A 15,775-nucleotide genomic window follows, 5' to 3' on the forward strand; every position below is an offset into this window, starting at 1 on the left:
GCCCCGTCCTGTACCGGCCGGTGCCGACTCCGCCCGGCCGCTCCGGGCCACCCGGGGGCCCGGCCACTGAGCGGGACTGGACCTTGCTCATTTCGAGAACGAATTCTAGTTTTCATCCCGTAGCAGCCGGCCCGCCGTCCCCAGGACGACCGGCCGGCCGACCGACCGCCCAGACCGGGGCCCGCCCCCTACCCCTTACGGAGAGCCATGACCGAGGCCGTCATCGTCGAAGCCGCGCGGACACCGGTCGGCCGGCGCCGCGGCGCCCTGTCCGGGCTCCACCCGGCGGAGCTCCTCGGGATCGCCCAGAAGGGCCTCGTGGAGCGGGCCGGAATCTCCCCCGACACCGTCGATCAGGTCATCGGGGGCTGCGTCACCCAGGCCGGTGAACAGTCCAACAACGTCACCCGCAACGCCTGGCTGCACACCGGGCTCCCCCAGGGCACCGCCTGCACGACCATCGACTGCGCCTGCGGATCCTCCCAGCAGGCCGTGCACCTGGTCGCCGGGCTCATCGCCTCCGGCGCGATGGAGACCGGCATCGGCTGCGGCGTCGAGTCGATGACCCGGGTCTTCCTCGGCAAGGCGCTCACCCCTGACACCGGCGTCCCGGTGCCGGAGAACTGGTCCCTGGACATGCCGGACCAGTTCACCGCCGCCGAGCGCATCGCCCGGCACCGGGGCATCACCCGGGGCGACGCCGACGCCCTCGGCCTCGCCTCCCAGGACAAGGCCGCCAAGGCGTGGGCGGAGGGCCGCTTCGACACCCAGATCATCGGCGTCGACGCCCCGGTCATCGGCCCCGAGGGCCCCACCGGCGAGAGCGCTCACGTCACCCGCGACCAGGGCCTGCGCGACACCACGCCCGAGGCGCTGGCCGCCCTCAAGGCGGTCCTGCCCGACGGCATCCACACCGCGGGCAACAGCTCCCAGATCAGCGACGGCGCCGCCGCCGTCCTGCTGATGAGCCGGGAGCGCGCCGCCCGCGAGGGGCTGCGCCCACGCGCCCGGATCGTGGCCTCCACCATGGTCGGCTCCGACGCCTACTACCACCTGGACGGGCCGGTGCTCGCCACCGAACGCGTCCTGCGGCGGGCCGGCATGACGCTCGACGACATCGACCTCGTCGAGATCAACGAGGCCTTCGCCTCCGTCGTCCTGTCCTGGGCCCAGGTCCACAAGGCCGACATGGACAAGGTCAACGTCAACGGCGGCGCCATCGCCCTCGGCCACGCCGTCGGCTCCACCGGAGCCCGGCTGATCACCCAGGCCCTGCACGAACTCGAGCGCACCGGCCGGTCCACCGCGCTGATCACCATGTGCGCCGGCGGGGCGCACGCCACCGCCACCATCATCGAACGCGTCTGAGGAGCCGTCATGACCATCGGGCTCACCCAGGAGCACCGCGACCTGCGCGACGCCGTACGCGCCTTCGCGACCAGGCACATCACCGAGGACGTCCTCCGCGCGGCGGCCGACGCCGGCAAGGAGACCCTCCCCGAGTACTTCGGCGGGCTGGCCGAGCAGGGGCTGCTCGGCCTCCATCTGCCGGAGGAGGCGGGCGGCGCCGGATACGGCCTCGTCGAACTCGCCGTCGTCACCGAGGAACTCGGGCGGGCCATGGCGCCCGGCCCCTTCCTGCCGACGACGCTCGCCTCCGCCGTACTGCACGCGGGCGGACACCGCACCCACCTCGCCGCGCTCGCCGCCGGCGCCTCCGTCGGCGCCCTCGGGCTCGCCCCCGGCACCCTCGCCCTGACCCGCGCCGCCGACGGCACGGCCACGCTCACCGGCACCTCCGAACTCGTCGTCGGCGGCCACCTCGCCGACGTGTTCGTGCTGCCCGCCGCCGACGGGGGCCGCACCACCTGGGTCGCGCTGCCCCGCGCCGCCGTGGACACCACCGACCTGCGCAGCCACGACCTGACCCGCCGCTCGTCCCGGGTGACCGCGCGTTCGGTGCCCGTACCGGCCGCCGACCTCCTCGACCTCGCCCCCGAGCGTCCCCGGGACCTCGCCGCGACCCTGTTCGCCGCCGAGGCCTCCGGCATCGCCGACCGCTGTGTGACCACCGCCGCCGGCTACGCCCGGGTGCGGGAGCAGTTCGGGCGCCCCGTCGGACAGTTCCAGGGCGTCAAGCACCGCTGCGCCCGCATGCTCGCACACGCCGAGCAGGCCCGCGCCTGCGCCTGGGACGCGGCCCGGGCGGGCGAACCCGGCGACGCCGGCCCCGAGGAGGCGGCACTGGCCGCCGCCGTCGCCGGTGCCGTCTCCGTCGAGGCCGCGTTCGTCACCGCCAAGGACTGCATCCAGGTGCTCGGCGGCATCGGCTTCACCTGGGAGCACGACGCGCACCTCGCGCTGCGCCGCGCCCAGACCCTGCGCTCCACCCTCGGTCCCACCGCCGCCTGGCGCCGCCGCGTCGCCCGCCTCGCCCTGGACGGCAGCCGCCGCACTCTCGGCGTCGAGCTGCCGCCCGAGGCCGAGACCGTACGCGAGTCGATCCGCGCCGAACTGCGCACCGCCGCCGCCCTGGACGGCGCCGAGCGCCGCATCCACCTCGCCGACCGCGGCTACACCGCCCCGCACCTGCCCGCCCCCTGGGGCAAGGGCGCCGACCCGGTGACCCAGCTCGTCATCGCCGAGGAGCTGCGAGCCGCCCGCCTCACCCCCGTCGACATGGTCATCGGCGGCTGGGTGGTGCCCACGATCATCGCCCACGGCGACGACGCCCAGCGCGAGCGGTTCCTCGCCCCGAGCCTGCGCGGCGACCTCCGCTGGTGCCAGCTCTTCAGCGAACCCGGCGCCGGCTCCGACCTCGCCGCCCTCACCACCCGCGCCGAGAAGGTGGACGGCGGCTGGCGCATCACCGGCCAGAAGGTGTGGACGTCCATGGCCCGCGACGCCCACTGGGGCGTGCTGCTCGCCCGCACCGACACCGATGTGCCCAAGCACCAGGGCATCTCCTACTTCCTTCTGGACATGACCAGCCCGGGTCTGGACATCCGGCCGTTGCGGCAGATCACCGGGGACGCCGAGTTCAACGAGGTCTTCCTCGACGACGTGTTCGTCCCCGACGACCTGCTCGTCGGAGAGCCCGGTGCCGGCTGGAAGCTCGCCCGTACCACCCTCGCCAACGAACGTGTCGCCCTGTCCACCGACTCGGTCGGCTCCGGCGCCGAGACCCTGCTGGAGATGGCCGCCGCCTCCCACGGCCCGGACGACGAACGCCTGACCACCCTCGGCGGCCACGTCTGCGACGCCCAGTCCGGTGCCCTGCTCGGTCTGCGCACCACCTTGCGCACCGTCTCCGGACAGCAGCCCGGAGCGGAGGCGTCCATCGCCAAACTCCTCGGTGTCGAACACCAGCAGCGGGTCTGGGAGACCTGCGCGGACTGGGAGGGCACCGCCGCGCTCACCGGCGAGGGCCCGCACCAGGACACCATGTGGATGTTCCTCAACTCCCGCTGCATGTCCATCGCGGGCGGCACCACCGAGGTCCAGCTGAACATCATCGGCGAGCGCCTCCTTGGCCTGCCCCGCGACCCCGAGCCCACCCCCCGGAAAGGCTGATCATGCCCATCGACCGCGACAAGGCGCTGAACGCGGACCCTGGCGTCCGCGAGATCGGCTGGACCACGCGTGACGTCCTCCTGTACCACCTGAGCCTGGGCGCCGGTGCCGCCGCGGCCACCGACCCGGAACTGCACCTGACCTACGAGAAGGGCCTCACGGTCCTGCCCACCTTCGCCCTGGTGGCCGGCACCGGCATCTCCGCGGGGCAGGCTCCGGCGCCGGGCGTCGAGATGCCCGGCATCGACGTCGACCTGCGCGCCGTGCTCCACGCCGGCCAGGGCCTCACGGTGCACCGGCCGCTGCCCGCGGCGGGCACCGCGACCCTGCGCTCCCGCGTCGCCGAGGTGTGGGACAAGGGCAAGGCCGCGCTCGTCGTGCTGGAGTCCGCCGCCACCGGCCCCGACGGCGAGCCCCTGTGGACCACGACCACCGGCATCTGGGTGCGCGGCGAGGGCGGCTTCGGCGGAGAACCCGGCCCCGAGGAGCGGTGGCGGGCGCCGGACCGGGCCGCCGACGCCGTGCTCACCACCGCCACCACACCCCAGCAGGCCCTGTGGTACCGGCTCAACGGCGACCTCAACCCCCTCCACGCCGACCCGGCCTTCGCCCGCTCGGCCGGCTTCGAGCAGCCCGTCCTGCACGGCCTCGCCTCCTACGGCCTGCTCGCCAAGGCCCTGGTCGACGGTGTGCTCGACGGCGACGTCACCCGCCTCACCGGCCTCACGGTGCGCTTCGCGGGACCGCTCGTACCCGGCGAGTCGATCACGACGTCCGTGTGGCGCGACGCGGCACCGGCGGACGAGGGCACCGAGCGGCTCCTGCTGCACGCGGCCTGCCCCGACCGCGACGGCGCGCCCGTGCTCACCCACGCGACGGCGACGGTCCGCTCATGACCGAGGACGCCACCACCGAACAGCCCACGGGCGGAACCACCGGCCCCCGCCTCGTGGCCGAACCCCGCCAGGACGGCGTGGACGCCGCGGTCCGCGCCGCCCGCCGCCTGGTCACCGCGCTGCTGCGCAGCGGTGACGGGACCGGTGCCGACATGGCCGCGGTCGCCAAGGAGATCGACGCCGTCACCGACCGGCTCACCGAGAACGCCCCCGCCGTCCCGGAACGCCTCGCCGACATGTGGCGCGGCGAGGGCGTCACCCGCCACGACCCCGTCACCGGCCCGGAGAACGCGGTGGCGCCGCCGCTCACCCTGCGCGGCAGGGACGACGGCTCCGTCGCGGGCGTCGTCACCCTCGACCTGCCCTACCAGGGACCCCCGGGCCACGTGCACGGAGGCATCTCGGCGCTGCTCCTCGACCACACCCTGGGCGTGGCCAACCACTGGGCGGGGTCCGCCGGGATGACCGCGGAGCTGACCTTGCGCTACCTGCGGCCCACCCCGCTGTTCGAGCCGCTGACCGTCACCGGACGGCAGGTCTCGGTCGAGGGTCCGCGAATCCGCGCCGTCGGCGAGATCTCGGCCGGCGGCCGGCCCGTCGTCACCGCGGAGGGCCTGTTCATCCACAAGCAACTGCCGCGACCGAGCTGAGAGAGGAGAGGACGTGAACGAGCACCGCTCCGTACGCCCGCTCGAGGGCAAGGTGGCGGCCGTCAGCGGCGCCGGTCAGGGAGTGGGCCGGGGTATCGCTCTCGCGCTGGCCTCCGAAGGCGTCCGCGTCGCCGTGCTCGGGCGCACCGCGGCCAGACTGGAGGCGACCTGCGAGCTGCTGCGCGCCAGGGGAGCGGAGGCGGAGCCGTTCGTCCTCGACGTGCGGGACACGGAGCGCGTCCCCGGCACGGTGGAGGCTGTCGCCGCACGCTTCGGCGGCATCGACATCCTGGTGAACAACGCCTACACCGGCTCCTACGGCCCTCTGCTGACGCTGTCCGACGCCCAGTTCCGCGAAGGCTTCGAGAGCGGGCCGTTCGCGGCGTTCGCCTTCATGAACGCCGCCCACCCGTACCTGAGACGGAACGGCGGAGTGATCATCAACCTGGTCACCTCGGCCATGGTCCGCTGGGACCTGAGCACCTACGGGGCCTACGCGTCGGCGAAGACCGCCCTGCGCACCCTCACCAGGGCCGCGGCCGACGAGTGGGGCCGCGACGGCATCCGCGTCAACGCCATCGCCCCGCACGCCGTGTCGCCCGCCTACGCCAAGTGGCAGGACACCCACCCGGAGGAGGCCGCCGAGTTCTCCGCGACCATCCCGCTGGGCTACGTCGGCGACTGCGAGGAGGACATCGGGCGGGCCGTGGTGATGCTGTGCGGCCCGGACGCCCGCTACCTGACGGGCGCCACGGTGCCGCTGGACGGCGGCCAGGCCAACTTCGGCTGACCGCCGCCGCCCGCGGCCGGGGCGCGGGGCCCGTCGGGGCGCGGCCCGCGGTGGCTGTCGCCCACGGGGCGCGCTGCTCACGGGCGGGCGCTCACCGTGGGCCTGCCGCTCGCGGGCGGCGTGCGGCTCAAGGCGGGCCTGCCGCTTGCGGGCGGCACGCCACCACCCCGGCGGCCCGCGCCGCTTGCGGGTCGCGCTCTGCTCAGGGTGGCGGACCGCGCGGGTGACGTGCCGCCGTTCCTCCCGGTCAGCGGGATCGCCCCGGCCGCGCGACCCGTCCGTGGATAGCGTCGCGGACGGCGGGAAGGGCGGACCGGGGCGATGCCGCGGCGCACCTCACGACCACCGCGGAGCGACCGGTGTGTCCGCGCCTCGTCGCCGTACCCGTGCCCATGCCACCCCCGTGCCGCCGTACCCCCATCGCGAACCCCGTCCTTCGGGTGAAAGGGACCGACGTTGCCACACCAGACGATCGCCGACCAGTTGCTCGCCCGTGCCGGCGACGAGCACCCCGGCCTGCTGACCCGCGAGCGGTCCTGGACCTGGGGCGAGGTGGTCGAGGAGAGCGCCACCCGCGCCGCCTGGGCCGGTGAGCTGCGCGGCGAGGGGCCCTTCCACATCGGCGTACTGCTGGACAACGTGCCCGAGTACGTCTTCTGGCTCGGCGCCGCCGCCCTGGCCGGCGCGGCCGTCGTCGGCATCAACCCGACCCGGCGCGGTGCCGAACTCGAGCGCGAGGTCCGGCACACCGAATGCCGGCTCATCGTCACCGACCGGGCCGGTCTCGGCCTGCTCGACGGCCTGGACGTCGGCGTACGGCGGGACCGCCTCCTCGTCGTCGACGATCCCGCGTACGCGACCGGTCTCGCCGCCCGCGGCGGGCGGGGGCCCGCGCACGCCGCCCCGGACGTCACGGCCGCCACGACCATGCTGCTCCTGCTGACGTCGGGCACCACCGGCACCTCCAAGGCGGCGATCTGCTCGCAGGGCCGGCTCGCCGCGCTCGGCGCCGCCAACAGCGCCAAGTACGACATCACCCGCGCCGACACCTGCTACTGCCCGATGCCGCTGTTCCACGGCAACGCCCTGATGGCCCTGTGGGCACCGGCCCTCAGCGCGGGCGCCACCATCGCGCTCACCCGCAAGTTCTCCGCCTCCGGCTTCCTGCCCGACGTCCGCCACTACGGCGCCACCTACTTCACCTACGTGGGCAAGGCGATCGGCTACATCCTGGCCCGCCCCGAGACGCCGGACGACGCCGACAACCCGCTCACCCACGCCTTCGGCACCGAGGCGTCGCCGGAGGACACGGAGCTCTTCCTGAGCCGGTTCGGCTGCCGTCTCGTCGAGGGGTACGGCTCCAGCGAGGGCGCCGGCATGCTCAAGCGGGTGGCCGACGGGCCGGTGGGCGCCCTCGGCACGCCCGCCCGCGACGGCGTCCGCATCGTCGACCCGGTCACCCGCGAGACCTGCCCGCCCGCCCGACTGGACGCCTACGGCCGGGTGCGCAACCCGGAGGAGGCCATCGGCGAGATCGTCGACACCGAGGGCGCCGCCCGCTTCGAGGGCTACTGGAACAACGAGGCCGCCAACGCCGAACGCGTCCGGCACGGCTGGTACTGGACCGGTGACCTCGGCTACGTGGACGAGGCCGGCTACTTCTACTTCGCGGGCCGCTCGGGGGACTGGATCCGCGTCGACGGGGAGAACATCTCCGCCCTGCTCACCGAGCGCGTCCTGCGCAGGCACCAGGGCGTCGTCGCCGCCGGCGTCTTCGGCGTGCCCGACCCCCGCTCCGGCGACCAGGTCATGGCCGCCGTCGAGATCGCCGACGGCAGCCGCTTCGAGGACCTGGACCTGCCGGGGTTCCTGGCGGGCCAGAAGGACCTGGGCACCAAGGGAGCGCCGCGCTTCGTCCGTGTCTCGCACGCGCTGCCCACCACCGGTTCCAACAAGCTCCGCAAGAAGGAGATGCAGCTCGACGGCTGGCGCACCGGCGATCCGGTGTACCGCTGGACGGGGCGCGGCGGGCCCGCGTACGCGCTGATGACCGACGACGACAAGGCCGCCCTGTGCGGCGAGTTCCTCGCACACGGGCGCGCACGCTTCCTGCCCTGAGCGGCTACGACGGCCACCACGGCGCCGACGGCGACCACGTAAGGAGAACGACATGCACCTGCGCGAGAGCGCCGCGCACCGCGAGCTGCGGCGGGAACTGCGGTCCTACTTCGCGGGCCTGATGCCCGAGGACGAACGCCGCCGCGCCGGCGAGGAGGGCGTCGGCGGCGACCGCTTCCGCGAGGTCGTCAAACGGCTCGGCTCGGACGGCTGGCTGGGCATCGGCTGGCCCACCGAGTACGGCGGCCAGGGCCGGCCGGTCGAGGACCAGTACGTGTTCTTCGACGAGGTCCAGCGGGCCGGCCTGCCCTTCCCGTTCGTCACCGTCAACACGGTCGGCCCGACCCTGATGGCACACGGGTCCGAGGAACACCGCAAGCGGTTCCTGCCCGGCATCCTCTCCGGCGACATCGTGTTCGCCATCGGCTACACCGAGCCCGGGGCCGGCACCGACCTGGCCGCGCTCAGCACCCGGGCGGTGCGGGACGGCGACTCGTTCGTCGTGGACGGCTCCAAGATCTTCACCAGCGGCGCCAACACCGCCGACCACGTGTGGCTCGCCGCCCGCACCGACCCGGACGCCCCCAAGCACAAGGGCATCTCGATCCTGATCGTGCCCACCACCGACGACGGCTTCAGCTGGAGCCCCATCCGCACGGTGGGCGGCATGGTCGTCACCGCCACCTACTACAGCGGCGTCAGGGTCCCGGCCGCCGACGTGGTGGGCGAGGTGGACGGCGGCTGGCGACTGATCACCGCCCAGCTCAACCACGAGCGCATCGGCCTCGCCGCCCTGGGCGGCCGCATGATCCAGCTCTGGGAGAGCGTGCTGGACTGGGCGAAGGAGAACGGCACGGCCGGCATCCCGTGGGTGCGCCAGGAGTTCGCACGCACCCACGCCCGGCTGGAGGCGATGCGGCTGATGAACTGGAAGATGACCAGTTCCGTCGCCGCCGGCACCCTCACCGGCGCCGACGCGGGCGCCGCCAAGGCGTACGGCACCGAGACCCACATCGCCGTCCAGCGCTCCCTGACGCAGATCCTCGGCGCCGCCGGCCGGATCCGGCCCGAGTCGCCGGGCGCCGCGCTCGCCGGGCAGATCGAACAGCTCTCCCGGCAGGGCATCGTGAACACCTTCGGCGGCGGCGTCAACGAGATCCTGCGCGACATGGTCGCCACCCAGGGCCTCGGCCTGCCGCGCGAGGGACGTGGCGCATGACGGGACAGGACGAGAGCGCCGTGGCGCAGACCGGGGACGCCGGGTACGAGGAGCGGCTGCGGGCCTTCACCGGACGGGAACTGCGCCCGCTCACCCTGGCGCAGGATCCCGTCAACCAGCCGATGATCCGGCACTGGACGGAGGCGATGGGCGACACCAACCCCGTCTACACCGACGCCGGGGCCGCTCGTGCGACCGGACGTGGGGGAGTGGTCGCGCCCGCCTCGATGACGCACGCCTGGACGATGCGCGGCTACGCGGCCACCGCCTCCCCGCCGGCCGGGCGGGACGGCTTCGACGAGCTGGTCGACCTCCTCGACGAGGGCGGCTACACCTCCGTGGTGGCCACCGACTCGGAGTTCACCTTCCTGCGGGAGCTGGAGCCCGGCGACCACCTCGCGGTCCGCGAGACCGTGGAGTCGATCTCGCCGCAGAAGCGGACGGGGCTGGGCACGGGCAGGTTCGTCACCACCGTGAAGACGTACACCGACCAGCACGGCGAGACCGTCGCCACCCAGCGTTGGCGCACCCTCAGGTTCCGCCCGGCTCCCGAACCGGCCGAGCGGCGGAACGAGGCGCAGGAGCAGGCGTCCGCGCCAAACCCCGCCGGGAAGCCGGGCGCCGCTCGGGCGCCGCGTCCGCGACCCGCGGTCAACCTGGACAACGCCTTCTTCTTCGACGGCGCGAAGCAGCACCGGCTGCTCATCCAGCGCTGCGCCGCCTGCTCGACCCCGCGCCACCCGCCCGGCCCCTGCTGCCCGGAGTGCAACTCGCTGGAGTGGGACACCGTCGAGGCATCCGGCCACGGGCACGTGTACAGCTACGTCGTCAACCACCACCCCCGCCACCCGGCCTTCGACTTCCCGCTGGTCGTCGCGGTCGTCGGGCTCGCCGAAGGCACCCGCCTCATCACCAACCTGACCGGTGTCGCGCCCGAGGACGTCACGATCGGCATGCCCGTCGTGCTCGACTGGCTCGACGCCGACCCCGATCTGACCCTGCCGGTGTTCCGGCCCGCCCCGACGGAGGCGCCCTGATGGATTTCTCCCTGGGAGAAGAGCTCGAAGCGGTCCGTGACCTGGCGCGGGAGATCTTCACCGATCGCGCCACACCCGAGCGGCTGCGCGAGGTGGAGACCTCGCCCGACCGGACCGACACCCCCCTGTGGGCCGACCTGGCGTCGGCCGGACTGCTCGGCGCCGTACTGCCGGAACAGGACGGCGGTGCGGGCCTCGGCATGGCCGGACTCGCGGTCCTCCTGGAGGAACAGGGCCGCCGGGTGGCACCGGTCCCGCTGTGGCCGGCGCTGGTCGCCGGGCTCGCCGTCGCCGCCCACGGCACCCCGCGACAGCGGACAAAGCTGCTGCCGGGCCTCGCGAGCGGCGACGCCCGGGCGACCCTGGCCCTGGAGGAGTTCGGCCCCGCCGACCCGCTCTCGCCCCGGACGACGGCCGTACCGGACGGCACCGCGCGGGACTTGCCGCGGTGGCGGCTGACCGGCACCAAGGCCGTCGTACCGGCGCCGGACGGTGCCCGGCACGTCCTGGTCACCGCGACCACGGACGCGGGCCCCGGCCTCTTCCTGGCCGAGCCGGACGCGCCCGGAACGACCTGGGAGTTCGCCGAGACCACCACGCACGACCTGAGCGGGCACCTGACCCTGGAGGGCACACCCGCCGAACCCGTCGGCACGCCCGGTGACGGCACCGTCGCCGAAGTCGTCCGCCACGCCTTCGTCGCGCTCGCCGCCGTCCAGGTGGGCGTGGCCGACGGCGCGCTGCGGTACGCCGCCGACCACCTGCGTGAACGCGCGCAGTTCGGCCGCCCGCTGGCCACCTTCCAGGCCGTGCAGCACCAGCTCGCCGACTGCTACGTCGACATCGACGCGATGAGGGTGACCCTGTGGCAGGCCCTGGACGCGACGGCCGAGCCCTTCGACGCGGCGGACGCCGACCGGGCCGCCCTGGTCGCCAAGTGGTGGGCCACCGAGGCCGGCCTGAACACCGTCCACCGGATCCAGCACGTGCACGGCGGCATCGGCGTCGACGTCGACTACCCGGTGCACCGCCACTTCCTGTGGGGCAAGCAGATCTCCAGCACCCTCGGCGGCGCGGGCGCCGACCTGGAGCGCCTCGGCGACCTGCTGACCGCCGGGACGGTGACCTCATGAGCCGGCCGCCGGACACCCCTGCCGTCCCCGCCACCCGCGCCTACGGCGAGGTGGCGGTCGGCGACGTGCTGCCCGACCTGACGATACCGGTGACGCGCACGCTGATCGTCGCGACCGCGCTCGCGAGCCGCGACTACCAGGACGTGCACCACGACCCCGAACTCGCCCGCGAGCGCGGTTCCCAGGACATCTTCATGAACATCCTGACCAGCAACGGCCTGGTCGACCGCTACGTCACCGGCTGGGCCGGACCCGCCGGCGTCGTCCAGGCCATCCGTATCCGGCTCGGCGTCCCCAACCACCCGGGCGACACCATGGTGCTCACCGGCACGGTGACCGGGAAGTCCGACGCGGACCGCCACGTGGACATCGCCGTCAAGGGCACCAACAGCCTCGGCGCCCACGTCACCGGCACCGTGACCGTGCGACTGCCCGAGGAGGCGACGCCATGACCGCCGGCTCGCTCTCGCAGGCCGCCGCCGTGGTCGGCATCGGCGCCACCGAGTTCTCCAAGAACTCCGGACGCAGCGAACTCCAGCTCGCCTGCGAGGCCGTGCTCGCCGCCCTCGCCGACGCCGGACTGACCCCCGCCGACGTGGACGGCCTGGTCACCTTCACCGCCGAGACCAACTCCGAGATCCACGTGGCCCGCAACACCGGGATGGGAGACCTGACCTTCTTCTCCCGCGTCGGCTACGGCGGTGGCGCGGGCTGCGGCACGATCCAGCAGGCGGCCATGGCCGTCGCCACCGGCGTCGCCGACGTCGTCGTGTGCTACCGGGCGTTCAACGAGCGCTCCGGCGAACGCTACGGACTCGGCCAGGCCGCCCGCCCCATGGACACCACCGCCGACCGGGCCGCCTACGCCTGGACGACCCCCTTCGGCCTGAGCACCCCCGCCCAGTGGGTGGCCATGTTCGCCCGGCGCTACCTGCACGAGTACGGCGCCACCACCGACGACTTCGGGCGCGTCGCCGTCGTCGACCGCAAGCACGCCGCCAACAACCCCGCCGCCTGGTTCCACGGCCGCCCGATCACCCTCCAGGACCACCGCGAGTCCCGCTGGATCGCCGAGCCGCTGCGGCTGCTCGACTGCTGCCAGGAGACGGACGGCGGCCAGGCGGTCGTCGTCGTCTCCGCCGAACGCGCCCGTGACCTGCCGCACCCGCCCGCGCTGATCCACGCCGCCGCCCAGGGACTCGGCGCCGACCAGCACATGATGACCAGCTACTACCGGCCCACCATCACCGGCATCCCCGAAATGGGCCTCGTCGGACGGCAGTTGTACGGTCAGAGCGGCCTCGGCCCCGACGACGTCGACGCGGCTGTCCTGTACGACCACTTCACCCCGCTGGTCCTGCCCCAACTGGAGGAACTGGGCTTCTGCGAGCCCGGCGAGGCCAAGGACTTCATCGCCGACGGGCACCTGGAACTCGGCGGACGCCTGCCGCTCAACACCCACGGCGGCCAGCTCGGCGAGGCGTACCTGCACGGCATGAACGGCATCGCCGAGGGCGTCCGGCTGGTCCGCGGCACCTCCGTCAACCAGCCGGACGGCGTCGGCCACGTCCTGGTCACCGCCGGCACCGGAGTCCCCACCAGCGGCCTGATCCTGGGAGCCGACCACCGATGACCTCGACCCGCGTGTGGCAGGGCCACGACCTCGGCACCCGCACCGTCTCCTACACCGAGCGCGACGCCATCCTGTACGCCCTCGCGGTCGGCGCCGGGGCGGACCGGCTGGACCTCGTGTACGAGCGGGACCTGCGCGTGCTGCCCACCTTTGCGCTGACCCTCGCCCAGTGGGCGCCCGACGCGCTCGGCACGCTCGGCGCCTTCGACGTCACCACCGCCGTCCACGGCCAGCAACGCCTCACCGTGAAAGGCCCCTTGGAGCGCGCCGGAGAGCTGGTGACGTCCGCACGGGTCACCGACGTGTGGGACAAGGGCTCCGCCGCCGTCTTCGACGTGCGGGTGGACTGCGACCGCTTCACGGCCACCTGGTCGATCTTCGCCCCCGGCGCCGGCGGATTCGGCGGCGCCCGCGGGCCGTCCGCCCCAAGCCGCCCGGACCGGCCCGCCGACCACCGGCTCACCGTACCCACGCACTCCCGGCAGGCCGCCCTCTACCGGCTGCTCGGCGACCGGCACGCCATGCACATCGACCCCGAGGCGGCGAAGGCCGCCGGCCTGCCCCGGCCGTTTCTGCACGGACTGTGCACCCTCGCCGCGGCCCTGCTGCCGCTCGCCGACACCCTCGGCGCGCACCCCGCCGACCTGGCGGAACTGGAGGCGCGGTTCGCCGCCCCCGTCTTCCCGGGCGACCCGCTCGCCCTGCACGGCTGGACCGGTGACGACACCGGAGCCCGCTTCGAGGCGTCGGCCGGGGACGGACGCTCAGTGCTCACCGGCGGCCACGCCCGCTTCGCCCCCGCCGCACCGACCCGCGAGGAGACCCCTGATGCTTGACCCCGCGCGCCGCGCCGAGGCCGCCGAACTGCTCCGCGCCGCACAACGCGACCGGGCCCCCGTCGACCCGCTGGCCACCATCTGGCCGGAGATCGACGCCACCGACGCGTACGAGATCCAACTGCTCAACATCCGCGAGCGGGTGAGGAACGAGAACGTCACCGTCCACGGCCACAAGGTCGGCCTTTCCTCCACGGTCATGCAGCAGATGATGGGCGTCGACGAGCCCGACTACGGCCACCTGCTCTCCGACATGGTGCTGACCGAGGGGACACCCGTCGACCTCGGCCGCTACTGCCAGCCGCGGATCGAGGTCGAGATCGGGTACGTCCTGGGCCGGAGCCTGCCCGGTGAAGGGTGCACCACGGCCGACGTCCTCGCCGCCACCGAGTACGTCGTGCCGAGCATCGAGCTCATCGACAGCCGGATCAAGGACTGGAAGATCGGCATCGCCGACACCATCGCCGACAACGCGTCCTCGGCAGGCGTGCTCCTCGGTGCCGCCCGGGTCCGCCCGGCCGACCTGGACCCCGCTGACGTCGCCGCCGTCCTGTACCGGGGCGACGAGGAGATCGCCCGAGGCAACACCAGCGCCGTCCTGGGCGACCCGACCGAGGCGGTCGCCTGGCTGGCCCGCAAGGTGGCCTCCTACGGGGTGCGCCTGGAGGCCGGACACGTCGTCCTGCCCGGCTCGTGCACCCGGGCGGTGGACGTACGGCCGGGGGACGAGTTCCGGGCCGAGTTCGCGGGGCTCGGCCCGGTGTCGATCGCCTTCCTCCGAGCCGAACGCCCGCCGGGCGTCCACTCAACGGGACACCGCCGGGCCGGGAACCGGATTCGCCACTAGTTTGCGCGGCACGTCCAGCGGTGGGTCCGTCGGCTCGGCGGACACCGGGCCGCGGACCGGCGCGGAACAACACAGAACACGGAAAGAGGCAGCATGAGCTCGACGAAGACCCTGGAGGGCCGTACCGCCGTCGTCACCGGTGCCGGCGCCGGACTCGGCCGGGCCGAGGCGCTCGCCCTCGCGGGCCTCGGCGCCAGCGTGGTGGTCAACGACCTCGGCCCGGCGGCCGAGGAGGTGGCCGCCGAGATCAAGGACCTGGGCGCGGACGCGGTCGCGGTGCCCGGTGACGTCGGTGACTGGGCCATGGGCGAGCGCCTGGTGGGGACCGCTGTGGAGACCTTCGGCGGCCTCGACGTCGTCGTCAACAACGCGGGCGTGCTGCGCGACCGGATGCTGTTCAACCTGTCCGAGGCCGACTGGGACGACGTCATCCGCGTCCACCTCAAGGGCCACGCCGGCCTCTCCCGCGCCGCCTGCGTGCACTGGCGCGCCGCCTCCAAGGCGTCCGGCACCCCCGTCTACGGCCGGGTCGTCAACACCTCCTCCGAGGCCTTCCTGTTCGGCGCCCCCGGCCAGCCGAACTACTCCGCGGCCAAGGCGGGCATCACCGCGCTCACCCTGGCCACCGCCCAGGGCATGTCCCGCTACGGGGTGCGCGCCAACGCCATCTGCCCGCGCGCCCGCACCGCCATGACCGCCGACTCCTTCGGCGAGGGCGTCCACGCGCCGGACGACCTCGACATCATGGCCCCGGAGCGGGTCGCCACTCTGGTGGCCCACCTGGCCTCACCGGCCGCCGACGAGATCAACGGGCAGGTCTTCGTCGTCTACGGCGACATGGTCGCCCTGCTCGCGCCGCCCACGGTGGAGCACAAGTTCACCGCTGCCGACGGCACCTTCACCCCGAAGGAGCTCGACGCCCAGTTGACGCCGTACTTCAGCGGCCGGGACCCACACCGGACCTTCGCCGCGTACAGCGTCGCCGCACTCGACACGACCGGCACCCAGCAGACCCCGGCGGGCTGACCACGTCGCCCCCGGGA

The 15,775-nt window shown here is 74.0% G+C and carries 14 protein-coding genes; all 14 read left to right on the plus strand.

Translation table 11 applies throughout. The features are described 5' to 3' along the window. Positions 1-207: 207 nt before the first annotated feature. The 14 genes from Sdia_RS16590 to Sdia_RS16655 all read left to right on the plus strand — a co-directional run bounded on the left by Sdia_RS16590 (position 208) and on the right by Sdia_RS16655 (position 15,758). Positions 208-1,368 (plus strand): steroid 3-ketoacyl-CoA thiolase, encoded by a 1,161-nt coding sequence (locus tag Sdia_RS16590; RefSeq protein WP_189500202.1) that lies wholly within the window; start codon positions 208-210, stop codon positions 1,366-1,368. A gap of 9 nt (positions 1,369-1,377) precedes the next feature. Further along, positions 1,378-3,573: an acyl-CoA dehydrogenase family protein gene (locus Sdia_RS16595; RefSeq protein ID WP_100457106.1), complete on the plus strand. Its 2,196-nt coding sequence runs from the start codon at positions 1,378-1,380 to the stop codon at positions 3,571-3,573. Between the two features lie 2 nt (positions 3,574-3,575). Beyond that, on the plus strand, positions 3,576-4,469 hold the full coding sequence (locus tag Sdia_RS16600) for a MaoC/PaaZ C-terminal domain-containing protein (protein ID WP_100457107.1): 894 nt from the start codon (positions 3,576-3,578) through the stop codon (positions 4,467-4,469). Beyond that, positions 4,466-5,119: a PaaI family thioesterase gene (locus Sdia_RS16605; RefSeq protein WP_100457108.1), complete on the plus strand. Its 654-nt coding sequence runs from the start codon at positions 4,466-4,468 to the stop codon at positions 5,117-5,119. The genes Sdia_RS16600 and Sdia_RS16605 overlap by 4 nt, the downstream gene beginning before the upstream one ends. 13 nt (positions 5,120-5,132) lie before the next feature. After that, positions 5,133-5,909: an SDR family NAD(P)-dependent oxidoreductase gene (locus Sdia_RS16610; RefSeq protein WP_100457109.1), complete on the plus strand. Its 777-nt coding sequence runs from the start codon at positions 5,133-5,135 to the stop codon at positions 5,907-5,909. A gap of 456 nt (positions 5,910-6,365) precedes the next feature. After that, on the plus strand, positions 6,366-8,027 hold the full coding sequence (casI, locus tag Sdia_RS16615) for a steroid-22-oyl-CoA synthetase (protein ID WP_124288354.1): 1,662 nt from the start codon (positions 6,366-6,368) through the stop codon (positions 8,025-8,027). Between the two features lie 52 nt (positions 8,028-8,079). Beyond that, positions 8,080-9,246 (plus strand): acyl-CoA dehydrogenase family protein, encoded by a 1,167-nt coding sequence (locus Sdia_RS16620; protein ID WP_100457111.1) that lies wholly within the window; start codon positions 8,080-8,082, stop codon positions 9,244-9,246. Then, on the plus strand, positions 9,243-10,283 hold the full coding sequence (locus Sdia_RS16625; RefSeq protein WP_124288355.1) for a bifunctional MaoC family dehydratase N-terminal/OB-fold nucleic acid binding domain-containing protein: 1,041 nt from the start codon (positions 9,243-9,245) through the stop codon (positions 10,281-10,283). Before Sdia_RS16620 ends, Sdia_RS16625 begins: the two co-directional genes overlap by 4 nt. After that, positions 10,283-11,416, plus strand: coding sequence for an acyl-CoA dehydrogenase family protein (locus Sdia_RS16630; protein WP_124288356.1), 1,134 nt, complete (start codon positions 10,283-10,285; stop codon positions 11,414-11,416). Before Sdia_RS16625 ends, Sdia_RS16630 begins: the two co-directional genes overlap by 1 nt. Next, a complete protein-coding gene (locus Sdia_RS16635; RefSeq protein ID WP_100457114.1) occupies positions 11,413-11,868 on the plus strand; it encodes a MaoC family dehydratase in 456 nt (151 codons plus the stop codon). Before Sdia_RS16630 ends, Sdia_RS16635 begins: the two co-directional genes overlap by 4 nt. Next, entirely contained in the window at positions 11,865-13,049 is a 1,185-nt protein-coding gene (locus Sdia_RS16640) for a lipid-transfer protein (RefSeq protein ID WP_100457115.1), read from the plus strand. The genes Sdia_RS16635 and Sdia_RS16640 overlap by 4 nt, the downstream gene beginning before the upstream one ends. Continuing rightward, positions 13,046-13,885: a MaoC/PaaZ C-terminal domain-containing protein gene (locus tag Sdia_RS16645; protein ID WP_100457116.1), complete on the plus strand. Its 840-nt coding sequence runs from the start codon at positions 13,046-13,048 to the stop codon at positions 13,883-13,885. The genes Sdia_RS16640 and Sdia_RS16645 overlap by 4 nt, the downstream gene beginning before the upstream one ends. Beyond that, entirely contained in the window at positions 13,878-14,732 is an 855-nt protein-coding gene (locus Sdia_RS16650) for a 2-keto-4-pentenoate hydratase (RefSeq protein WP_100457117.1), read from the plus strand. Before Sdia_RS16645 ends, Sdia_RS16650 begins: the two co-directional genes overlap by 8 nt. Positions 14,733-14,825: 93 nt before the next feature. Next, a complete protein-coding gene (locus Sdia_RS16655) occupies positions 14,826-15,758 on the plus strand; it encodes a 3-oxoacyl-ACP reductase (RefSeq protein WP_124288357.1) in 933 nt (310 codons plus the stop codon). Positions 15,759-15,775: the final 17 nt, after the last annotated feature.

The sequence above is a fragment of the Streptomyces diastaticus subsp. diastaticus genome (assembly GCF_011170125.1).
GTDB lineage: Bacteria > Actinomycetota > Actinomycetes > Streptomycetales > Streptomycetaceae > Streptomyces > Streptomyces diastaticus.